This is a genomic window from Kitasatospora mediocidica KCTC 9733 (assembly GCF_000744225.1).
Lineage (GTDB): Bacteria > Actinomycetota > Actinomycetes > Streptomycetales > Streptomycetaceae > Kitasatospora > Kitasatospora mediocidica.
In genome coordinates this window covers 1,356,771-1,378,089 of the sequence record NZ_JQLN01000004.1, presented here as the reverse complement: position 1 = coordinate 1,378,089, position 21,319 = coordinate 1,356,771, and the positions used below count along the sequence as shown (strand labels likewise).

At 72.8% G+C, this 21,319-nt stretch carries 17 protein-coding genes; 9 read left to right on the top strand and 8 right to left on the bottom strand.

Annotated elements, in window-relative coordinates; translation table 11 throughout:
• Nucleotides 1–54 precede the first annotated feature (54 nt).
• From BS80_RS13565 to BS80_RS13535, 7 genes are all read left to right on the top strand, one after another.
• Nucleotides 55–798: a toll/interleukin-1 receptor domain-containing protein gene (locus BS80_RS13565; protein WP_035796769.1), complete on the top strand. Its 744-nt coding sequence runs from the start codon at nucleotides 55–57 to the stop codon at nucleotides 796–798.
• Nucleotides 795–2,753, top strand: coding sequence for an nSTAND3 domain-containing NTPase (locus BS80_RS13560; RefSeq protein ID WP_051966551.1), 1,959 nt, complete (start codon nucleotides 795–797; stop codon nucleotides 2,751–2,753). The genes BS80_RS13565 and BS80_RS13560 overlap by 4 nt, the downstream gene beginning before the upstream one ends.
• A gap of 40 nt (nucleotides 2,754–2,793) precedes the next feature.
• A complete protein-coding gene (locus tag BS80_RS41850; protein WP_063771957.1) occupies nucleotides 2,794–3,879 on the top strand; it encodes a hypothetical protein in 1,086 nt (361 codons plus the stop codon).
• 176 nt (nucleotides 3,880–4,055) lie between these two features.
• Complete coding sequence (locus BS80_RS13550) at nucleotides 4,056–4,478, top strand: hypothetical protein (RefSeq protein WP_408607367.1); 423 nt, start codon at nucleotides 4,056–4,058, stop codon at nucleotides 4,476–4,478.
• A gap of 64 nt (nucleotides 4,479–4,542) precedes the next feature.
• A complete protein-coding gene (locus tag BS80_RS13545) occupies nucleotides 4,543–6,363 on the top strand; it encodes a GMC oxidoreductase (RefSeq protein WP_232246453.1) in 1,821 nt (606 codons plus the stop codon).
• Complete coding sequence (locus BS80_RS13540; protein ID WP_035796767.1) at nucleotides 6,348–7,202, top strand: hypothetical protein; 855 nt, start codon at nucleotides 6,348–6,350, stop codon at nucleotides 7,200–7,202. The genes BS80_RS13545 and BS80_RS13540 overlap by 16 nt, the downstream gene beginning before the upstream one ends.
• A 214-nt stretch (nucleotides 7,203–7,416) precedes the next feature.
• Entirely contained in the window at nucleotides 7,417–8,400 is a 984-nt protein-coding gene (locus BS80_RS13535) for a phospholipase D-like domain-containing protein (RefSeq protein ID WP_035796764.1), read from the top strand.
• Between the two features lie 43 nt (nucleotides 8,401–8,443).
• Here the strand turns inward: BS80_RS13535 and BS80_RS13530 are convergent, their stop codons facing one another.
• The 4 genes from BS80_RS13530 to BS80_RS13515 all read right to left on the bottom strand — a co-directional run bounded on the left by BS80_RS13530 (nucleotide 8,444) and on the right by BS80_RS13515 (nucleotide 12,471).
• Entirely contained in the window at nucleotides 8,444–9,361 is a 918-nt protein-coding gene (locus tag BS80_RS13530; protein ID WP_035796761.1) for a GlxA family transcriptional regulator, read from the bottom strand.
• On the bottom strand, nucleotides 9,358–9,915 hold the full coding sequence (locus BS80_RS13525) for a cysteine hydrolase family protein (protein WP_035796759.1): 558 nt from the start codon (nucleotides 9,913–9,915) through the stop codon (nucleotides 9,358–9,360). Before BS80_RS13525 ends, BS80_RS13530 begins: the two co-directional genes overlap by 4 nt.
• Nucleotides 9,916–10,008: 93 nt before the next feature.
• A complete protein-coding gene (locus BS80_RS13520) occupies nucleotides 10,009–10,668 on the bottom strand; it encodes a hypothetical protein (protein WP_035796756.1) in 660 nt (219 codons plus the stop codon).
• Between the two features lie 84 nt (nucleotides 10,669–10,752).
• Nucleotides 10,753–12,471, bottom strand: a complete 1,719-nt coding sequence (locus BS80_RS13515; RefSeq protein WP_198045511.1) for an LCP family protein — start codon at nucleotides 12,469–12,471, stop codon at nucleotides 10,753–10,755.
• A gap of 673 nt (nucleotides 12,472–13,144) precedes the next feature.
• On the opposite strand from BS80_RS13515, the gene BS80_RS13510 reads away from it, so the two are divergent.
• Nucleotides 13,145–15,385: a hypothetical protein gene (locus BS80_RS13510; protein WP_051966549.1), complete on the top strand. Its 2,241-nt coding sequence runs from the start codon at nucleotides 13,145–13,147 to the stop codon at nucleotides 15,383–15,385.
• 70 nt (nucleotides 15,386–15,455) lie between these two features.
• On the opposite strand, the gene BS80_RS13505 is transcribed toward BS80_RS13510, so the two are convergent.
• On the bottom strand, nucleotides 15,456–16,241 hold the full coding sequence (locus tag BS80_RS13505) for an amidohydrolase family protein (protein WP_035796754.1): 786 nt from the start codon (nucleotides 16,239–16,241) through the stop codon (nucleotides 15,456–15,458).
• A 134-nt stretch (nucleotides 16,242–16,375) separates the two neighbouring features.
• On the opposite strand from BS80_RS13505, the gene BS80_RS13500 reads away from it, so the two are divergent.
• Nucleotides 16,376–16,789, top strand: a complete 414-nt coding sequence (locus BS80_RS13500; RefSeq protein ID WP_063771983.1) for a MerR family transcriptional regulator — start codon at nucleotides 16,376–16,378, stop codon at nucleotides 16,787–16,789.
• 32 nt (nucleotides 16,790–16,821) lie between these two features.
• Here the strand turns inward: BS80_RS13500 and BS80_RS13495 are convergent, their stop codons facing one another.
• The 3 genes from BS80_RS13495 to BS80_RS13485 all read right to left on the bottom strand — a co-directional run bounded on the left by BS80_RS13495 (nucleotide 16,822) and on the right by BS80_RS13485 (nucleotide 21,210).
• A complete protein-coding gene (locus BS80_RS13495; RefSeq protein WP_051966547.1) occupies nucleotides 16,822–18,699 on the bottom strand; it encodes a prenyltransferase/squalene oxidase repeat-containing protein in 1,878 nt (625 codons plus the stop codon).
• A gap of 171 nt (nucleotides 18,700–18,870) precedes the next feature.
• Nucleotides 18,871–20,358: an MFS transporter gene (locus BS80_RS13490; protein WP_456298577.1), complete on the bottom strand. Its 1,488-nt coding sequence runs from the start codon at nucleotides 20,356–20,358 to the stop codon at nucleotides 18,871–18,873.
• 249 nt (nucleotides 20,359–20,607) lie between these two features.
• A complete protein-coding gene (locus BS80_RS13485; protein WP_035797514.1) occupies nucleotides 20,608–21,210 on the bottom strand; it encodes an HAD-IA family hydrolase in 603 nt (200 codons plus the stop codon).
• Nucleotides 21,211–21,319 lie beyond the last annotated feature (109 nt).

Below are 21,319 nucleotides of genomic sequence, written 5' to 3'. Positions count from 1 at the left end.
CCGCTCCGGATTCTGCACGTCCAATTAGCCATCCTTCAAGGAGGGGACTTCGTCATGCCCGACGTCTTCATCAACTACCGCACCGGCGACGGAGAGAAGAACGCCGCCGTGATCGACCGGGAGCTCTCCCGCCGCTTCGGGGAGGACCGGATCTTCCGCGCCTCCAAGTCGATCAAGCCCGGCGACCGGTTCGCCCAGGAGCTGCTCGCCAACGTCCGGCGCAGCGGTGTGCTGCTTGCCGTAATGGGGCAGGGCTGGTCCGCCTCCCGCGCGCTCTACGACGAGGCGGACTGGGTGCGCCGGGAGATCCTGGAGGCCCTCGCCTGTGGGATCCCTGTCATCCCGGTCCTCGACGGGCGGAAGGCGGAACGCCTGCGCGCGGCCGACCTGCCGGTGGAACTGGCGCTGCTCGCCGAGGTCCAGTCGCTCCGCCTCGACCTCCAGAACGCCCTGCCGGACCTGGAACGGATCGGCGACGCGGTGGCCGACCTGGTCCCCGCGCTCCGGGACGCGGATCGTACGGTTCGGCGGACGCCTGAGCCGGGCTCGGTGACCAACACCGCCGAGACGGTCAACGGCACGGTGACGCAGGCCCGTGACGTGGCGGTGACGGGCGACCTGGCCGGCACGGTCGTCAAGGGCAGTCAGGCGGCGCTGCACACCGGGAAGGGTGACATCCACCACCACGACGGACCGCAGTTCACCGGCGACGGCGCCACCTACGTCGCCGGAACCAATCGGGGCGGGATCCGCCACCAGTTCGGCGGCAGTCGCAGGCGCGAGGACGACGCTCGGTGAGCGACTCGTTCAGCAACCATGTGCACGGCGCCTACGGAGTGAACACGGGCAGCGGAGACCAGCACCTGCACTTCACGCTGCACCAGGAGAACCCCCGTGGCCGCAGCTCGCAGACTGTCGCGCACGACCAACTGCTCTGGCTTCATCAGCGGTTCGTCCACCCCACGGGCTTCGGCGACGCACGCGAGATGTTGCGCAGCAGCGGAACCGTCCTCCTGAACGGCGCTCCCGGGACCGGCAGGAGCACGGCCGCGCGGATGCTCCTGCACGAGCTCTGCCGCGACACCGCGTCCTTCCAGGAACTCCTGCCGGACGATGAGGGCGGGGAGTTCCTCAACCCGGCGAACGTCGGCGACGGTGACCACCTGCTGTTGGACGTTTCCAGCGCCGACGAGCGCGTGTGGAGCGAGGTCCACCAGGGTCTCTCGGCCTTCCGGAGCGCGGTGCGGGAGCACGGTGCGCAGCTGGTGGTGGTGCTTCCGCACGACAGGATCGCGAGGCTACGGGAGGATCTGAATCCCTATGTCGTCGAACTCTCCCGGCCCTCGGGCAGCCAGGTGCTCCAGCGCTATCTGCGCAGCGAGTTGGTCGATCCGTCGGAGTCCCTGCGGCCGGTCCCCGCGCTGGCCGGCTTTCTGGCCGCAGGGCCTGCGGTCGGGGCGGTGGCCCGACTCGCCGAGAACATCGTCCGGGTCAAGAAGCGCGGCCTGATCGGAGGCGGCTTCCCGGCCTGGTGCGCACAGGCCCTTGACGCGGTGAAGGACTGGAGCGCGAGCGTGGTGACGCTCGTCGCGCAGTTGGAGGCGGGGCCGCAGCGCGCGCTGCTGCTGACGACGGCGATGCTGCAAGGGGCGCACGCCGACGCTGTGCACTGGGCCTGTGCCCGGTTGCTGTCCACGGTGGGCCATCCGACGGACGAGCGCTCGCTGCTGGAACGCGCCGATCTCGCCCAGCGCTTGAACGAGATCGAGGCTGCTCCGGACGCCGAGGGAAGGGTCTTCTTCAAGAAGCTCGGGTACGACTCGGCGGTGCGAGCCCACTTCTGGAGCCACATGCCCGATCTCCGTGCCCATCTGCGTAGTTGGGTGGGCGATACGGTCGCGCTGGCAGAGCTGTCGGCGGACGACCGGGCCAACCTGGCCACGCGGCTGGCCGAGCAGTACCTGCGTCGCACCGACAGCCTGCCCGAACTGGCCGCTCTGGTCAGGGAGTGGGCGGGGGAGCCGCCCCGGACCGCCCGGTGGCAGGCCGCGGCGCATGCCCTGGAGGCCGGACTTCGGGACGAGCGCCACGGTCAGTCCTTCCGCTCGACCATCTATGCCTGGTCGATCGGCGGGACGCTCTCCGACGGGTTCGCCGGCGTTCTGGTCGGTGTGTGCGCGGAGGTGATGGCGGTCGAGCACCCGGATGAGGCCATGGTCCGCCTGCACCACCTGGCCCGGCGCGAACGGACCGGAACCAGAGCACGGGCGGCGCTGCTGGAGCTCGTCCGGGCCGACCAACGGCTCCACCGGCGGATGCTGGACCGGCTGGCACGTCCACTGCGGTCGGCCGGGTGGCCGGTCGACAACGACCTGTTCCTCGAACTCTGCGACGCGTCAGCGCTGGTGGACCCGACGACCCGGGCGCGTGCGCTGATCGCCGAGCCCGTGGTCCGCGAGTACCTGACGGTCGGCTGGAGCCGGTTGTTCCACGGGCAGGGCCACGACGCGTGGAGTGGGCGGGTCGAGCAATGGCTCGGGACGGCGGCGCGGGACCAGTGGCACGGCGCGCTGCTGCTCGCCGTCCTGGTCGCCGGGGCGGAGCAACGCCCGGACATCCTCAGCCGGTTGTACGTGATCGCGCGGCGCTGGGCGGCCGCTGCGGCCGCGCCCGACGATGCGGAACGCCGCGTCGATGTCATGGACCAGGTGCTGCGGCGGATCGATGTCGCGCAGGGCCTGCAGACCGTCTGAACCATCCTTTTCCACAACAGTCTTGGGGGACGAAAGCGTCATGACCTCTGGTACCCGGACGGTGACGGTGTTCCTGACCGTCATCAGCGGACTCCTGCTCGCCGCCATCGATGTGACCGCCCATTGGCCGCTCTGGACCTGGTCGGTGCTGGCAGCTCTGCTGCTCGCCGTGCCGGCTCTCTCGATCCGGCTGGCGGGCCGCCGGACCAACCCGCTGCCGCTGGACATGGTTCCCCACCTGACCATGGCCCCGGTGGAGCGCTTGGAGCAGCGCGTGGCCCGGGTCGCCCTGCCGAGCGGCCGGGACGACTACGACTTCGTCTTCTCGGCGACGGTGCGGTGGTCGGTGACCGGTGCCGCGTCGGACGAACCGATCGTCAATCCTGGTGGGTTGGCGGTGGACGCGGTCCTGGAGCGGGCCCGGGCGATCACCGAGAAGCGTGATCCGGTCCGGGCCTCGCTCGTCCAGCACGAGTTGAACGGCGTGTTGGGCCTGATGCGGCCGGATGCGACGGGCTACCTCCAGGCGATGGCCGAGGCGGTGACACTCACGCTCTCCGATCGCGATCACGAACGACTGGAGAAGCTGGCCGCGGTACGCAAGGACAAGGCGGTCTGGGAACACGAGAGGACGTATGAGCGGAGCCGGCGCGAGTACCTCGGGGAGGACGTGCTCAAGGACACCGGGAGCGCGGTGGTCTGGTGGCTGGCCAGGAACGAGGACCGGGTGGACAAGACGGTGGAGGACCTCGGTCTGCTCGCCCAACTCTCCTCTGCGGCAAACAACATGGACGTCCCCGCACAGTACCGGCACATGGTGCCGCAGCCGGTCCCCGCGCCACTGTTCGTGCCGGACTACCCGTCCGCGGACCCGTCGTCGGTCTACGAGCCGTCGGCGGCCGACCACGTCGACGCCTTCCTTCGGACGATGGACCTCGCGCCGGACGATCCCGAGCGGGCGCTCCTCGCTCACCGGATCGCCGGGATCGTCGCGGCGCACGGCAGGCGTGAGGTGGCGGACGAACTGCTGGAGCGCTTCGACGTACCCGGAGCCCGGCAGCCGGGCGAGGAACCGGCCGAGGGCGACAGCGAGGATCAGGGCGAGGGGGAGGTGGTGCGGGAGTAGGAGAGGGGCAGGGGAGGCGAAAATATTCGATCGAAAACGATCATCTGTGATCATTGCGCATGCTCTGTGCACGGCCGAGGAAGGGATCGGCCTGGTACCGGGGTGGGCCCGGGCGTCGTGCGGCGGACGGGAGGCGGGCCAGGCATGTGGACTGTTGCTGTCGGGGTGCTCGGCGGGTGGGTGTGATGGGCGCGCTGGTGCCGGTCGGGGAGCGGGAGGTCGAGCGGTTCGTCGGGCTGTCGGTGAAGCTGACCGGGTTCGACGAGGGGGAGTTGGGCGCTGCGGGGGTGGCGGCGGAGTACCTGTGGGTGGTGTCGCAGCAGCTCGGGGCCGAGCGGTACGGGCGGTTGGCGGATGCCCTGGACCGGGTCGAGCCGCAGGAGTTGGCGGACGAGGGGCTGCGGGAGGCGGCCCGGGCGGTCGCGCACCTGTGGTATCTGGGGGTCTGGCCGGGGCTCGGGGCGGAGCAGGCATTCGTGGTCTCGGCGCGGTCCTTCGCGCAGGGGCTGGTCTGGCGCACCATCGACGGTCAGGCGCCGGGTACGCCCGGTCCGGGGCCGGGTAGTTGGGCCCGTCCGCCGCAGGCAGTGGACCGATGAGCCGGGAGCAGGGGGCGGGGGAGCGGTTCGACGCGGTGGTGGTGGGGCCGGCTTCGCCGGGTCGTTGGTCGCGGGGCGGCTGGCCGGGCTCGGGTGGCGGGTGCTGGTGCTGGAGGCCGGGGTGGAGCAGCCGGTGCGGGAGCAGCTGGACGCGTACCGCACGGCCGTCGCCAAGGTCCCCGGATCGGCGCTCGCGCCCAACGCGATGGTGGCCTCGCCGGACGTCCTGGACCTCGCGGGCCAGGCCGACGGTGGCTACCGGGCCACCGGACACTTCCTGCAGAACGGTGAACTCCCGTACGGCAGCGGGTATCTGCGCGCCAACGGCGGCAGTGGGCTGGCCTGGACCGGGCTCACCCCGCGGATGCACCCGGAGGACTTCCGGACCGGCGAGTTCGGCCGTGGCCGTAGCTGGCCGATCGGCTATCGGGAGTTGGAGCCGTACTACCGGGCCGCCGAGCGCGAGCTCGGGGTGGCCGCCGACGCCGACGAGCAGCGTGAGCAGGTGGGCCTGCCGCTTCCGGACGGCTATGTCTTTCCGATGCGCCCGGTGCCGCCCAGCCACCTGGACCGGGTGGTGGCGACAGCCCTGGACGGCCGGTCCGCGTCCGACCCGAACGCCGCGAGCTGCTCAGGCGTCGCCGGCCAAAGCGTCGAGCTGCGCGTGGTCGGCACCCCGTCCGCGCGGGTCACCGTGCCGACCGGCCCGGACGCGGCGGCGGTGGCCGCCGGGCGCTCCGCCTGTGCGGGCAGCGCGAGTTGTATCCCGGTCTGCCCGACCGGCGCCAAGTACACGCCGCTGAGCACACAGGCCCGCTGGCCGTCCGGCGTGACGCTGCGCACCCGCGCGGTGGTCAGCCGGGTGCGGGTGGACGCCAACGGCCGGGCCACCGGCGTCGAGTACCAGGCGTACCGTGATCCGTCCTCGCCACGGCACACCCGGCACACCGTGCGCGCGGACGTCGTCGTGCTGGCCGCGCACGCCGTCGAGAACGCCCGGCTGCTGCTCGCGGACGGCCTCGCGAACCGCAGCGACCAGCTGGGCCGGAACCTGATGGACCACCCGGTGCTGGTCACCTGGGGCCTGATGCCCGAGCAGATAGGCCCGTACCGCGGTCCGGGCTCCACCTCCGGCATCGAGGGCTTCCGCTTCGGACCGGCCCGGGCGCACCGCGCGCCGTTCCGGATCGAGATCGGCAACTGGGGCTGGGGCTGGGCGGTCGGCCCGGTGGACGCCGATATCGCGCACGTGCTGGGGCGCGGTGGGGATCAGCCGGGCCTCTTCGGCAAGGAGCTGCGGCAGGCCGTACGGGACCGGGTCGGCCGGCAGATCGCCCTCCAGTTCGAGATGGAGCAGGAGGCCGACCCCGCCAACCGGGTCACGCTGGACCGCACCCGCCGCGACCCGCTCGGCAACCCGCGCCCGGTGCTGACCTACGGGCTCTCCGACTACGTCAAGCGGGGGATGGCGACGGCCAAGGCGGTCTCCGACCAGATCTTCGCCCTCCTCGGCGCCGAGGACCACACCGCCTTCCGGGCCGGCCCGGGCATGCCCGGCTACTTCGAGTACGAGGGAACGCCGTTGGCGTTCCGGGGCGCGGGCCACGGCGCGGGGACGCACATCATGGGGGACTCGCCGTCCGACTCGGTGGTGGACCGGTGGCAGCGCTGCTGGGACCATCCGGGCCTGTACGCGGTGGGGTGCGGCAGCATGCCGTCGGTCGGCACCTCCAATCCCTCGCTCACCATGGCGGCCCTCGCGCTGCACAGTTGCGAACAGATCCACCGCGACCTGACGAATCGTCATCGACCGTCAGTACTTGCGGACATATCCGCCGGACCGCACCCAACTGAGGAGTCATCACCGTCATGGCCGACCCGTTGAGCCGCCCGCCCGTCCCCGCGCCGTATCAACTGCCCTTCCACTACGGCGCCCTGCACAACGTCGGCCTGGACTTCCTGGTCGACCCGGCCCCGGCGCGGGCCCTGCTCGCCGAGCGTCATCCGGCCCTGGCGGTGGCCGAGTTCGACGGACGCGCCTGCGTCACCCTCAACTACCAGCTGTACTTCGCCCAGTACCCGAACGGTGGCGGCATCACCCAGGAGATAGAGTGCAGCATCATCGCGCACCCCAAGGGCGAGGCGGACCGCGTCGCGGGGCTCTCCTACCGGGAGTTCGCCCACGGCTACGACCAGACGAAACTGCTCGGCATAGCCCGGCTGCACGTGTTGTGCGACAACCCGCTGGCGATCGACGCCGGTACCAAGCTCTTCGGTGAACCCAAGTACCCGGCCTGGTTCGAGGCGGCGATGCCCTCCCTCAACGGGCCGTCCGGCGAACGCTGGGACGTCACCTGCCGCCAGGCCTCCTTCACCCCGGACGGCACGGCGCTGGAGCGGCACGACGAGGCGCTGTTCTCCTTCACCGCCGACCTCACCGGGCTGGTCCCGACCCCGGTGAACAACACCCCGATCACCGGCTACGGCACCGACGCGGACGGCCGGGCGCTGGCCGGCCCGCTCAACGTCTACCAGCCCTACCGTCACCATAACCTGGACGCCGCCACCGCCGACCGCGTCCGGCTGCGCATCGCCGACCGCGGCTCGGAGGTCGGCCGGCACCTGAGCGACCTCGTCGCGGACCGGCCGGCCGCCGGCGTCTGGTCCTACCAGTCGCCGCCGGTCGCCGCCCACAACCACCCGTACTACCTGCCGGCGCGCTGAGCCGGTCCTGAGTGAGGGGGCGGGGAGGGTTCCCGGGGTCCGCGCCCCCCATGCGCGTCACCGAGGGGTTCTGCAAGTGGACATGACACGTTCACCGGCGGGCGTGAACGTTCACCGCAGGGTCCTTCCGGTGAATCTACGCGCGTGGTTCGCTGGACGGCGGATCGGCTCTGCTGGACTCGCGAACCGTCAAGTGCCCTGGGAGACAACAGATATGATAGGCAAGTCGATGCGCCGCGCCGGGGTCGCCCTGGTCGCCTGCGCTGCCGCGCTCACCACCGCCGTCCCGGCTCACGCCGCCGCCGGCTACTCGGCGTTCGCGTTCTCGCTCAGCTCCAGCGAGCCGACGATCTACTCCTTCATCAACTCCGCCACCAAGACGCTCGACATGACGATGTACGAGCTGAAGGACACCACCGCGGTCAACGACCTGATCGCCCGGGAGAAGGCCGGCGTCGCCGTCCGGGTCATCCTGGACCACCGTGAGACCACCACCAACGCCTCGGCCTACTCCGCCCTCAAGGCCGCGGGGGTGGGCGTCGTCTACTCGTCCTCGACGTACTACTACACCCACCAGAAGACCATCACCGTCGACGGCACCAAGTCGCTGGTGCTGACCGGGAATCTCACCTCCGTGTACTACCCGACCAGCCGCGACTTCGGCGTCTTCGACAACGACACGAACGACGTCGCCGCGATCGAGAAGGTCTTCAACGCCGACTACGCGCACACCGCGATCACCCCGAGCGACGGCGACAACCTGCTCTGGTCGCCGACCGACGCCCGCAGCCGGCTGCTGAGCGTGATCAACGGCGCGACCGCGACGTTGGACATCGAGGAGGAGGAGTTCAGCGACTCGACCGTGGTCAGCGCGATCGTGGCCGCCGCCAACCGTGGCGTGACGGTGCGCATCGCCCTGGAGGACCCGGCGAGTTACTCCTCGGAGGTCGCCGAGGTGGACGGCGCGGGCGGCTCGGTGGTCGGCTACTCGTCCAGCACCGGCTTCTACATCCACGCCAAGGTGATGGTCGCCGACTACGGCCTGTCCACCCAGAAGATCGAGGCCGGCTCGATGAACGTGACGACCAACTCGCTTACCAGTAACCGTGAGTTGGGGATCATCCTGACGGACAGCGCGGTGGCCTCGGTGATCGAGACGGCGTTCGCCGGTGACTTCGCGGGCGGCACGCCGGCCTGACCCGAGGCGAGGGGCACCACGGGCCCGCCGGCCGGCCGCTCTGCTACTCGCCGGCCGCGCGGGCCCGCAGCCGGCGCAGCATCCGGGCGTCGTCGAAGCCGACCTCGCGGGCCGCGGCCTCCACCTTCGTGCCGTGGCTGATCAGGTGCTCGGCGCGTTCCAGCCGTAGCGCCTGCTGGTAACGCAGCGGGGTGAGCCCGTCGGTGGCCCGGCCGAACACCCGGGTGAGGGTGCGTTCGCTGACGCCCGCGCCGGCGGCCAGCTCCGCCAGCGAGAGCGGTTCGGCGAACCGTGCGTCGATCAGGTCCTGCACCCGGTGGACGGTGTCGCTCAGGTGCGAGCGGTGCCGCAGCATCGCGCTGGCCTGCGGTTCGTCACCGTTGCGGCGGGCGTAGACGACCATGCTCCGGGCCACCCGCGCGGCGAGGGTCGGGCCGTGCCGGACGGCCAGCAGGTGCAGGGCCAGGTCGATGCCGCTGGCGATGCCGGCCGAGGTCACCACCCGGTCGTCGGAGGTGAACAGCACGTCCCGCACCACGCTCGCCCCAGGGAAGCGGGCCGCCAGCGCGTCCTGGAGCTCGTGGTGCGTCGTGCAGCGGCGGCCGTCCAGCAGCCCGGCCTCGCCCAGCGCCCGGGCCCCGGAACAGACGCTGGCGATCGTGCCGCCGCCCGCGTGGTGCGCGCGCAGGCGCTCCCTGGCGTCCGGGCCCAGCCGCGGACCGCCGGGACCGCCGGACGCCCGCCAGCCCGGTACCACTACCAGGTCGTCGGGGCCCAGCTCGGGCCAGCGGGTGTCCGCGGTCAACGGCAGGCCCTGGGCGCTGGTGATCCGCTCCTCCTCGGCCACGTACCCGAGCCGGTAGGGCAGCCCGAAGTCGGCCGCCGTGCTGAAGACCTGGGCCGGACCGGCCAGGTCGAGCAGATGGACCCCGGGCAGCAGGACGAAGAGGACCCGGCTCATGCCGCGGACACCTCCGCCGCTGCTTCCGCCTCCAGCTCGGCCACCGTGGCGATCCGGGCGAAGCGGTCGCGCAGGACGGCCTCGGTCCGCTCGATGATCGCGTCCGTGCCGAGCGTGCCGATCGGGTTGGTCGTGGTGGCCTCGGTGACGAAAACGACCTGGTAGCCGAGGTCGCTGCCGACCCGGGTGGTGGTCTCCACGCACTGCTCGGTCCGGATGCCGCAGACCACCAGTTCGCGCACGCCCGCCTCGGTCAGCCGCTGCTGGAGGTTGGTGGTGGTGAAGGCGTTGTGGGAGGTCTTGTGGATCACCGGCTCGCCGGGCGCGGGCTGGTCCAGCTCGGCCAGCAGCCGGACGTGCCCGAGGGCGGGGTCGAACAGGCCGCCACTGCCCGGCTCGGCGTGCAGCACCCAGACCACCAGGTCGCCGTTGGCGCGGGCGAGGCGGACCAGCCGGTTGACCGGCTCGGCGATCTTCGGGTTGGCGGTCTGCTCCCACAGGGGGGAGACGCGGAAGGATTCCTGGACATCGATCACGATCAGCGCTCGGTTCATGTCTCCCAGTATGAGCAGCGGCGATACCACCGCGGCAGACCCGATCCAGGCCCGCACCGGAACGATCCGGTCACCGGCCAGGCTCGGGTGCGCTTACAGCGGCCCGCTGACCGGGTACCACTCGCCGGGGCCGAAGCGCACCTGCGGGACGGCCTCGGCATGCCGGAGCAGTGCCTCGGTGCGGGCGGCCAGGCGGACGTCCCAGCTGTCCTCGTCCGGCCAGGCGACGGCGAGCAGGTCGTGGCCGGCGGCGTACTGGGCGGTGAACAGCTCCGGACCGTCGAGCCGGCGCAGCGGGCCGAGCAGGCGCTCGCACAGCTCGGTGGTGAGGCCGTCCGCGGTGGCGGTGAACCGGGCGCCGTGCACGGTCTCGTGCAGCAGGATCGCGGGCAGGAACTGCGACAGCCGAAGGCCCTCCTCGGACGGTTCCCAGCCCGACTCCTCGTCGAGCAGCCGCCGGTGCACCAGCGGGTCGCCGGGGCCGGGCGCGACGCCGAACTCCTGCCACGCGAAGTCGTCCACGCAGAAGGCGATCAGGCCCTCGTGCTCGTGCAACTCGCCTACCGGGTGGACCTGGTGGTTGAAGAGGACCTGTCGGGAGTAGCCCGAGACGGCCCGGTACCAGGAGCGCAGCGCGTCCGGGAGACGGACGTCCTGCTGGGTGCCGACGGGGGTCGACGGACGGTCCGGCGGGCCGTACCAGGAGGCGAGGAAGGCGGGGATGTCGCGGCAGCCGTCCGGGAGTTCACGCATGACGGAAGTCTGCCGCACCGGGCTCGGCCGGTCACCCCGTGCGGTGAGCGCGCCTGGACGGCGCGCTCACCGCATGACGGTCCGTCAGGGAGCCGAGTCCGGCACGTCGGTGCTCTTGGTGTAGGCCTCGACCGGGGTCATGCCCACGCCGTTCAGCCGGACCGTGTAGTCGTGGCTCACCTGGGCGCACTTGCTGGTGTCGTCGGCGGTCGCCGCGCTCGCGTTGTTCAGGGCGGCCTGCGTGTCGACGGGTGCGGGCGCCGCCGGGGCGCCGCCGGCGGACGTGCCGGCGCCGAAGGACGTCCCGCTGGTCCAGTCGGCGCCGATGGTCAGCGTGACGCCGGGACTGTCGCCGGGGACGACGGCCGAGGCCGGCAGGCCGACCGCGGCGGCCACGCCCTGCGCGTCGGCCTGGTGGCCCGCGGCATAGCCGACGGTGGTCGTGGCGGTGTCGGGGGCGCTGGCCTGGGTGGTCTTGGAGCTGTAGCCCTTGGCGATCAGTGCCGCGGCGACGGCGGCGGCGCGGCCGGTGACCTTGCTGCCGTTCCTGACGTGGACGGCGACCTCGCCGACCGGGGCGCCGGCCGGCTTCGCCGCGGGCGCAGGGGCGGCGGGGGCCGGTGCCGCGGCCGGGTCGCCGGCGGCGGTGGCCTGGGCGGCCGCGCTGGACTTGTCGCCGCTGCCGGTGGTCAGCGACTGGTCGTTGATGATCGTGGAGAAGAGGTTCTTGGCGGCCGGGGCGACGATCACCCGCGCCGCGTCCTTGGGGTCCGGGGCGTTCTGCATGGTGGTGAAGGTGATCCGGTCGGCGGGGACCTTGTTGAGGTCGTCCGCGAGCCCGACGAGCTGGGGTATGCCGCTCAGGCCGGTGTCCACGGTCAGCGCCTTGGTCGCGGCGTTGGCCAGCGAGTAGACGGCGGTCGGGTCGGCGAGGGTGCCGGCGCTCTTCAGCTGGCGGACCATCGAGCCGATGAACATGTGCTGCGAGACGGTGCGGCCCAGGTCGCTGCCGTCGCCGAAGCCGTGCCGCGAGCGGACGAACTGCAGAGCCGCCATGCCCTTGAGGGTGTGGTTGCCCTTCTTCAGCTTCAGGTGTGAGTCGGGGTCGTAGACGTTGTCGGTGACGCAGACCGGCACGCCGCCGACCGCGTCGGACATCTGGACCACGCCCGAGAAGTCGACCGTGACGAAGTGGTCGATCGGGATTCCGGTCAGCTGGTGGACGGCGGCGACCGTGCAGCCGGGGCCGTAGTCCAGGGTGCTGTTGATCTGGCCGGTCTGGGCCTTCATCGAGGTGTGGTTCTGGGTGTCGTTGCAGGCCGGCAGCTGGGTCATGGTGTCGCGCGGGACGCTCATCACGGTGGCGTTGCTGCGGTCGGCCGAGACGTGCAGGACCATCTCCACGTCCGCGTTGGCGCCCGAGCCGCAGTCGCCGCCGATCGAGCAGTCGGCCGCGTTGTCGCGGGTGTCCGAGCCGATGACCAGGATGTTGATCGGGGTGCGGCCGAAGGCGTCCGGCTTCTCGTGGCCCGCGTCACCGGAGGCACCGGCGAAGAGCGGGGCGCTCTTGATGTTCCCGTTCAGCTTCTCGTAGACGAACGCGCCGACGCCGGCGGTGACCAGCACCGCGCCCGCGCTGGTGAACGCGACGATCCGCAGCACCCGGCGGGGCTTCTTGCGGCCCTTGCCGCCGCCGGCCTTGCGGGTCGCGGCCCGGCCGCCGGTGGGCGGCGGCGGGGCGGCCGCAGCGAGGCGCCGTTCGCGTCGGCCCGCTCCGGACTGGTCCAGCTGTATATCGGTCATGCCCGGGTGTCCTCGTTCCTCGACCGGTCACCAGCAGTGTGCGTAGTTGCGCAACTTAGCAAGTGTGATCATCGGATTGCACGCCGACCCCGCCGCTCGCGCGCGCGAGGCATGGCGGGATCCGGGTCGAGGGCCCGCGCCATGCCGCCTCGGAACAGTCCCGGGAGAGTGAGTTCTCGCCATTAAGCCCGTCGCATCGGGTCGGGCGACGGCGGTCTGCGGGTCCTGCGGGTACCGGTGGGTAGGACGCGCAGGGCGGTCATGAACATGCCCGTGGCCTAGGCATACCGGTGGGGCGCACCCGCCGTCCGTCCACGGCGCGTGGTCCAGTGCGGCCGAGGGTGCTCCGGCGGAGAAGCGGAACTCGGACACCGCGCCGCCGCCGCGCGGAATCACCCTCTGGTCGACCCGGCTGACCCTGCGTTAGGTTTCGTCCCGTCGCCGCAGCACGGGGCCTCACCACAGGATTGCGACTCGATCGCTCCGGCCCGGTGCGGCGGTCCGACCACGACCGGGTCCCTGCTGGGGCCCGGGGCGGTGCCCAACCGGCTGTGCCCGGGGGGTGCCGACGGGGGGATCCACCGGAACATCCGCACGCGGGCAGCCCCGCGGCCGCGGCTTGTCTATCGAGGCACGAGCGAGCGCGCGTGCCTCTCTCCGTGGAGGAAACCACATGGGCTTCAGAAACCGATGGGCCGCTGCGCTGACCGCGGCCGGACTCCTTGCTCTGGGGGTACCGACCGCGATGGCGCACGCGGACACCGCCGCACCGTTCCGGACCGACCTGCGGGTCCTGGTCGTGGACGACGGCGGACCCACGGTGGCGGCCATCACCGCCGAGCTGATCGGCGAGGGCATCCCGTACACGACGGTGCTGACCTCCGACCCGAACCGCCCGGTCGTCAACGCCGCGTTCCTGACCGGCACCGCGCCGGACGGCACGGTCGAGGCCAAGTACCAGGCGGTGGTGCTCTCCAGCGCCAACGCGCTGGGCACCGGCAGCGCCGAGACGAACGCGCTGAACAGCTACGAGCAGTCCTACGGCGTCCGCCAGGTGGACGCCAATACCTATCCACAGCCGGCCGTTGGTCTCAACTGGCCGCAGAACCCGGGCTATCTCGGCCAGTTGGACGGGATGACCGGGCAGGTCACCGCCGCCGGCACGGCCGGGGCGTTCGGCTACCTCAAGGGCACCGTCCCGTTCGAGGACAACAACCCGAATGTGATCGAGAGTTACGGATTCCTCTCCACCCCGCTGGCCACCGAGGCGACCGGAGCGAGCTTCACTCCGCTGGTCACCATGACGATTCCCGGGACCACCGCGGCCGGCAGCCTGCTCGGTGACTACCATCACGACGGGCACGACGAGTTGGTCACCACCTTCGCCTTCAACCAGTACCAGCAGCAGTGGCGGCTGTTGGCCCGCGGCGTCGTCGACTGGATGACCCAGGGCGTCCACCTCGGCTACGACCGCGACTACCTGTCCGTCCACGTCGATGACACGCTGCTCACCGACAGCCGGTGGAGCACGACCCACAAGTGCACGCTGGGCGAGTCGGGTTGCACGCCCGACGCGGGCAGCCCCGACGGCATCCCGATCCGGATGACGGCCGCCGACGTGGACTTCGCCAAGCAGTGGGAGGCCGCCAACAACCTCACGCTGGACCTGGCGGTCGACGGCAGCGGCAGCGACACCGTGGTCAACGCGGTCGGCACCGACCCCGTCGAGCAGGAGTTCGCGGCCAACGCCAGTGCCTTCCGCTGGATCAACGGAACGTACGGCCGCGGCTTCCTCGGCTGCGTGCAGAACGTGACCGTCGTGCCGTGGGTGTGCAGCACCGACGCCACCGGCGCGACCCAGTGGACCAGCCAGGCCACCGTCACCGCCGCGGCCCAGACCAACCTCACCTGGGCCCAGGGCAAGGGCATCCCGGTCGACCCGGGCACCCTGGTCACCAACCAGAGCTCCGGCCTGGCGATCTCGCCCCAGCAGACCCAGGACAACCCGAACCTGGCCCCGGCGCTGACCGCGCTCGGGATCACCTCGCTGGCCTCCAACGGGTCCGCCGAGTCCGCGGCGCGCCAGGTCGGGTCGGCGCTGACCGTGCCGCGCCACCAGATCGACGTCTACTACAACGCCGCCACCGCGGCCGAGGAGGCCGACGAGTACAACTGGCTCTACACCGCCACCGCCCAGGGCGGCAGCGGGATCTGCAGCAGCTCGGCCGGCTCCACCTGCCTGGCCGCTCCGCTGGACGAGACCACCGGCTACCAGAACGCCATCGTGCCGACCGAGGCGAAGATCGCGATGCAGCGGGTGCTCGGCAACGACCCGACGCCCGAGGTGCTGCACCAGTCCAACTTCGCCGAGGACCGGATCGCCTACCCGGTGCTCAACCAGATCCTGGCCGGCTACCAGGGGCTGCTCAACGCCGACGCCCCACTGGTCAACCTGTCGATGAAGGACATCGCCACCCAGCTGCAGAACCAGGCGGCGTGGAACGCGGCCGTGGCGGCCGGGACCGTGACGGCCTACCAGGTGGGCTCGACCGTGACCGTCTCCGCGCCCAGCGGCGTCCAGGTCCCGGTGACCGCGCCGAACGGCACCGTCCAGGTGCACCAGGCCGGCGCCACCACCCCGGCCCCGGCCAGTACGCCGGTCGGCTCGGCCTACGCCGGTGAGCTGTCCGGCTGGCTGGCTCCCGACGCGGGGCAGACCGCGGTGACCGTGCAGACCCTCGCGGCCCCGGCCCAGCCCGCCCTCGCGCGCGGCCTCGCCCGCTCGCACGCCGCCGCTCCGGCGACGGCCGGCGGCGTGACGGTGGCCGCCCGGCCGCTGGAGCCCGCCGGGATCGCCACCCCGGTGCCGTACGGACCGGACGACAGCACCCGCCTGGCGGCCGCCCGCCGCTAGCGAGCGCATGGCGTGGGGGACGGCGGCCGAAACGGGCCGCCGTCCCCCACCCGTCTGTCGGCTCCGGTGCTCAGGAGGCCAGCAGCCGGGCGAGGTTGCCCCCGAGGACCAGCTCCAGGACGGCGGGATCGGTGACGGCCGCCTCCACCGTGGCGCGGGCGGCGAGCACATCGCCGTAGGGGGTGTTCGACCCGAACAGGCAGCGGGTCGGCAACTCCCGGACCGCCGCCCGGACGGCGAACACCTGAAGGGCGCTGGACAGGTCGATGTACAGGTTCGGCCGCTCCAGCGCCAGGTCGAGGAGCTCCAGCCAGTTGAGGCCGCCGAACGCGCCCACCACGACCGGTACGCGCGGGAAGCGTGCCGCCAGCTCCGCGTAACTGCGCAGATCCGCTGCGGTGTTGGGGGCGAAGCCGTGCACCAGCACCGGCACGTGGCCCAGTTCGGCGGCGGCGGCCAGCACCGGTTCGATCAGCTGGGCGCGGTCGGGGGCCGGAGTGACCTCGCCGATCCCGACGACGTCGGGCCGGGCGAGCTGCCGTTCCAGCCAGCCGCCGGTCTCCTCGGCGCTCAGCCCCAGCCGGACCGGCGCGAAGCCCACCACCTCGCCGGGGTGGGCGTCCAGCGCCGCGTACAGCTCGGCCGTCGCCCGCTCGAACTCGTCGCTCGACGCCCGGGCCCCCGCGACCACGGCGCCCAGCCGGGCGAACTCGGCCCGCAGCCCCTCCAGCGTCGACGGCGCCTCGGGGTGCGTACGGGTGGCCAGCAGCACGCTGCGCCCGACGCCGGCCAGCCGGGCGCGGGCCAGCTGGGCGGGGACGTCGACGGTGACATGGGCGTGGAGGTCGAACAGCACGGGAGATCAGCTCCGGTCCGTGGGAATGCTCTCGGGAGGGTGGTCGACCGCCAAGCTAAAGTCTGACACCGGTGACAAGGTCAAGAGCGCCGAGGTCACGCAGCGCTGAATGCGGCGCGGAATCGGGGGTGGCGATGCTGATCAGCGAGCTGGCGACGCGGACCGGGGTCAGCTCCCGGGCGCTGCGCCACTACGACGGTTGCGGGCTGCTGCCCTCGCGGCGCCGCTCGAACGGCTACCGGGACTTCCCGCCCGAGGCGATCGAACGGGTGCGGCGGATCAGGCTGCTGCTGGAGGTCGGGCTCGACCTCGTGGCCGTCGCCAGCCTGCTGCCCTGCTTCGCCGAGGACGGCAGGCTGGCCCCCTGCGAGCCGGCCCAGGAGCGGTTGCGTGCCCAGATCCGGTCCATCGACGCCTCGATGGCGACGATGCGCGAGACCCGGCGGATGCTGGTCGCGGAGCTCGGCGCGGAGCTCGGTGCGGGGGAGCCGGGCGCGACGGCGGGGCTGGTCGCCGAGGTCGGCGCGGCGTCCGGTCGCCCGGCTTAGCGCTGAGGAGACCGCACGCCTGATGTGGCTGGTCATCGCCGGCGGGTGAGGTCGACCAGCGGCATGAGCGTCGAGCCCGGCCCGGAGCCAGGCGCCTGGCCGGGCGCAGGGCATGGCGTGGGTCTGGGCGTGGGCTCGAGTGCGGCGAGGACGGTGGGTTCGCCGACCGGGCCGGCCGCGGTGGCGCGGGCCAGGCCCAGCAGGACCGCGATCTCGGTCAACACCGGTACGTCGTACGGCAGATGCCACGGACCGACCTGCTCGGGTCGGCCGCGGTAGCCGCCGTCCGGTGCCCGGGTGGCGACCAGGTGTTCCAGTGCGCGGAGCAGGGCGGGGCGGGTGCCGCGCCCGGCGTGTGTGGTGGGCGAGAGGCTGAGGGCGACCGCCGCGCCGGCGGTACTGACCGGGTCGCTGGGCTCCTCGGGCTGACGGCCCCAACCACCGTCCTCGTGCTGCGTCGCGGCGAGCCAGCCGACGGCCCGCAGCCGGTCGGCGGCACTCTCCTGGCCACGGGCACCGACCTGCCGCTCGCCTACCGGCCGGTTGCCGCCGCCGGGCCGGTCGGCGTCGGCCGGACGCGCACCGGCGAGGGAGCTCGTGGGCACCGGATCCGGGGCGGGCGTGAGGGCGAGTACGGCGCGGACGACGGCGTCGGTGGCGCTGCCGTTGCGGCTCTGCCCGAAGGAGCCGTCCGCCTGCTGGAGTACGGCGACGAAGCGCCGGGCCTCCGCGACGGTCCGGTGGTGGGCGGGATTGGCGGCGAGGGCGGCCACCACGGCCGCCGTCGTGACGAGTTCGGACGGCGCGCCGCGGGTGGCGGCCGGGAAGCCACCGTTCGGATTGCGCTGGGCGATCAGGTGTTCCTCGGCGGCCGTGATCGTCCCGTGGTGGCGGCCGGGGGCGACGCTGCGCAGCAACTCGACGCAGCGCGAGGTGGTCTCGACGTCACTCTGCGAGACCCCCGGGTGGCAGCCGAAGCCGCCGTCCGGGTTCTGCCGGGCGGCCAACGCGTCGGCCATCACGCCTGGTTGGGGTCCCGACCAGCGGGCGTCGAGCAGCGCGAGGCCGGCCGCCGCCGTACCGAGGACGTCCATGCCGGTGATGAACGGCAGGCCGCCGTCCGGTCGTTGGGCGTCGGCGAGGTCGGGCAGGGCGCGTCGCACGGCCGGACGGTAGGCCGGGTTGCGGCGCAGCGCGAGCAGGCCGAGCAGCCGGGCCAGCTGGTTGCCCTCCGCCGCCGGGCCCGGACGGCAGGCGGGGGCGAGGGCGGCCCAGTCCTGGCCGGTGACCGCGCGCGGGGTCCCCGCGCCGTGCGCGGCCAGCACCCTGACGGCCGCCAGCTCCAGCTGGTGCGCTCCGGGCTGGTCGGGCCCGCCGAACTCGCCCGGCACGAGCCGGGGGAGGTCGGCGACGCCGAGTTCGGCCAGGACGGCGCGGAACATGAGGGAGTCGGGCCCGCCACCGAGCGCCGCTTTCGCGGCCGTTGCCGCGCCGGCGCCGACCGGGCCGCCGTGGCGCAGGCCGGTCAGGCTGCCACCGGTCAGGCTCCCGCCCGTCAGGCTCCCGCCCGTCAGGCTCCCGCCCGTCAGGCTCCCGCCCGGTACGTGCTCGCCGAGCGCGGCCCGGGCGATCGCGCGTTGCACCGGGTCCGTCGGCTGCCCGTCGAGCGCGCCGCGCAGGTAGTGCCGCAGGCGCTCGGCCGCCGACGGCTCGGCCTGTTCCACGGTCAGGAGGTGCAGGGCGAGTGCGGACTCGAGAAGCCGGCTCTCGCCGGGTGCCGCGAGCAGTCCGTCGGTGCCCATCCTGGCGGCCAGCCGTTGGGCCAGCAGGTCCCGGCTACGCAGTACCCCGGGGTCGGCGGGCCGTCCGCGCCGGGCGCCGGGCACCGGAAGCAGGGCCGAACCGCTCATCGCACCCCTCCGGGCAGAGGGCGGCCCGCGCGGCGCCGACCGGGCCGGAGGCCGTGCTCCTGCGCCATCCCCTCGGTCACCTGCTCCCGGTCCTCCGTGCGCGTACCGCCACGCGCGTCATCGCGGAGCGTAGCGCATCGCAAACTCTGCGTGAAATCCCGGTCGATGGGCTCAGCGCTGCGGCTGGCTCACCCGGCCGGGCCGGTGACTGCGGATCGGGAGCGTCGTCGCCAGCGCCAGCACGGCGAAGGCCAGCAGCGTCAGGACGGCGGTCCGCGCGCCCGCGTCGCCGGGCACCAGGTGCAGCGCGAGTGTCACGGCCGCGACGCCGATCGCGGTGCCCAGGCCCCGGGTCATGTTCACCATGCCGCCGCCGGTCCCTGCCGAGGCGGTGGGGATGGCCTTCATCACCAGGGCGTTGTTGGCCGGCACGAAGGTGCCCAGTGCCAGCCCCAGCAAGGCGAGCGGCCAGGGCAGCACGGCGGCCTGCTGCGGCAGCAGCGCGAGCAGCACCAGCGCCGCCACGCAGCCCGCCGCGCCGGCCCGGCAGCGACGGGTGTCGTCCCAGCCGCGCGGCAACAGGCGCTCGGCGGAGGTCGCGGCGACGGCGAAGCCGACCGGGAGCGCGGTCAGGACCAGACCGACAGCCAGTGCCGAGCTGCCGTGCCGGGTCAGCGCGGCCGGGACCAGGACGAGCGGGCCGAACAGCACCAGGTAGCCGCAGAGCCCGGCCACCAGCCCGGGGCCGATCCGGCCGGTGCGCAGCAGCCGCAGGTCGACCAGCGGGTTCGCACTGCGGCTCTGGCGCCGGGCGAAGGCCCAGCCGGCGCCGACGGAGAGGACGGCCAGCGCGCCCGCGGTCCAGCCGGGCAGGCCGAGCCCGGAGGCGACCGACAGTGCGAGCAGCGCGAAGGTGGTGGTCGCGGCGAGCAGCGCTACGCCGATCGTGTCGATCCGGGTCGAGCGCACGCAGTCGCGGGTGCGGGGCAGCAGGTAGTGTCCGGCGACCAGGGCGACGACGCCGATCGGCACGTTCACCCCGAAGACCCAACGCCAGCCGAGGGTGGCCACCAGCGCACCGCCGATGGTCGGGCCGAGCGCGAGCCCGACGGCCTGCCCGGCCGCCTGGATACCGAGCGCCGCACGCATCCGGCCCGGCGGCGCACTGGTGGTGACCAGCGCCACGCTGTTGGCCTGCATGAGCGCCGCGCCGACGGCCTGGACCACCCGGAAGACGACGAGCAGCGTGAGGCCGGGCGCCAGGCCGCAGGCGGCGGAGGCCGCGGTGAAGACGGCGAAGCCGTAGAGGTACATCAGTTTGCGGCCGTGCACGTCGGAGAGCCGGCCGACCGGGACCAGGAAGGCGACCAGGGTCAGCAGGTAGGCCAGCGAGACCCACTCCACGCCGGCCGGCGTGGAGTGGAACTCGGTGCGCAGCGGGCGGTAGGTCAGGGTGACGATGCTGGCGTCCAGTTGGCCCATGAAGGCGCCGAAGCAGACAGTGGCCACCGCCAGCCGCCAGGCCAGCGGGTGCTCCCGGACCAGGTCGGGACGCGGGCGCTCGGTGGTCAGCAGTGTGCGCAGGCGGGGCGCGACCGCCGTCGCGGGGTGCGGGCGTGGGGCCGTTGCGGCGCCGCCGGGGGTGCTGCGTCTGTTCACATGCTGAGATTACATCGGACTTCGACATATTCGTACGGCGATGTAATCCCTGGCAGATTAGTTCTGGAGGAAAGAAATTCCCCGGGATGCACCGGGGCAGGGATCGCCGTCGCCAGCTTGCGCCGGCCCGGCGTCGGCCGCGACCGCTGCCCAGGCCGTCGCCGGGGTCCGGCCGGCCTGCGAGGGTGGCATCGTGGTGCTGCGCGGTGGCCGGCTGGGCCGGGCCGGTGAACCGGGCCGTGCCGCCGCTCAGAGCTCTCCGCGCAGGTCCGCGATGTCGCGGAAGTGGATCGCGGCCATCCCCACCGCGCGCGCCGCGAGGACGTTGGTGAGGCTGTCGTCGATGAACAGGCAGCGCTCCACGGCCGCGCCGACCCGGTCGGCGGCGATCCGGTAGACCTGCGGATCGGGCTTCGCGACGCCGATACGGGCGGTGTTCACCACGACGTCCGCCAGGTCGCCGAGGCCTTGCCGGTCGAGGTCCCGCTCAAGTCGGGTGGTGGCGTTGGAGAGCAGTCCCAGGGTGGTGGTCCGGCGGGCGGCGGTGAGCAGGGCCAGTACCCCCTGGTCGATCCGCGGCAGCATCGCCGACCAGGACGCGACGGCGGCGCGGGCGCGCTCGGCGGAGCCGCAGGTCGCCGTGAGGTCCGCGACCACGGCGGCCCGCCACTGCTCGTCGGTGACCGCGCCGGTGATCGCCGGTTCCAGCCGGCCGGGCGCGAAGGCCGCCGCCAGGACCGTGCCGACCTCGAGCCCGTGGCCGCGTTCGAGGTCGTCCATGGCGGGCCAGTGCCGCAGCACCCCGTCGAGGTCGCAGAGCACCGCGTCGTAGCGCGGAGCGGTCGTCGGCACCACTCACCCCTGGTTGTCCGTCGTGCGGAGTCTCTTGACGGTCGAGAGTGTCGTCAGTACCGTCCGGGGTCAAGTAAGGAAAGTTAACTAACAGTTCCCTGCCAGTTCC

What these genes read in the sequence shown, in the direction of transcription:
- BS80_RS13565 (WP_035796769.1), top strand. Translation starts at nt 55, where the DNA reads ATGCCCGACGTCTTCATCAACTACCGCACCGGCGACGGAGAGAAGAAC.
- BS80_RS13540 (WP_035796767.1), top strand. Translation starts at nt 6,348, where the DNA reads ATGGCCGACCCGTTGAGCCGCCCGCCCGTCCCCGCGCCGTATCAACTG.
- BS80_RS13500 (WP_063771983.1), top strand. Translation starts at nt 16,376, where the DNA reads ATGCTGATCAGCGAGCTGGCGACGCGGACCGGGGTCAGCTCCCGGGCG.
- BS80_RS13535 (WP_035796764.1), top strand. Translation starts at nt 7,417, where the DNA reads ATGATAGGCAAGTCGATGCGCCGCGCCGGGGTCGCCCTGGTCGCCTGC.
- BS80_RS13515 (WP_198045511.1), bottom strand. Translation starts at nt 12,471, where the DNA reads ATGACCGATATACAGCTGGACCAGTCCGGAGCGGGCCGACGCGAACGG.
- BS80_RS13520 (WP_035796756.1), bottom strand. Translation starts at nt 10,668, where the DNA reads ATGCGTGAACTCCCGGACGGCTGCCGCGACATCCCCGCCTTCCTCGCC.
- BS80_RS13525 (WP_035796759.1), bottom strand. Translation starts at nt 9,915, where the DNA reads ATGAACCGAGCGCTGATCGTGATCGATGTCCAGGAATCCTTCCGCGTC.
- BS80_RS13530 (WP_035796761.1), bottom strand. Translation starts at nt 9,361, where the DNA reads ATGAGCCGGGTCCTCTTCGTCCTGCTGCCCGGGGTCCATCTGCTCGAC.
- BS80_RS13495 (WP_051966547.1), bottom strand. Translation starts at nt 18,699, where the DNA reads ATGAGCGGTTCGGCCCTGCTTCCGGTGCCCGGCGCCCGGCGCGGACGG.
- BS80_RS13510 (WP_051966549.1), top strand. Translation starts at nt 13,145, where the DNA reads ATGGGCTTCAGAAACCGATGGGCCGCTGCGCTGACCGCGGCCGGACTC.
- BS80_RS41850 (WP_063771957.1), top strand. Translation starts at nt 2,794, where the DNA reads ATGACCTCTGGTACCCGGACGGTGACGGTGTTCCTGACCGTCATCAGC.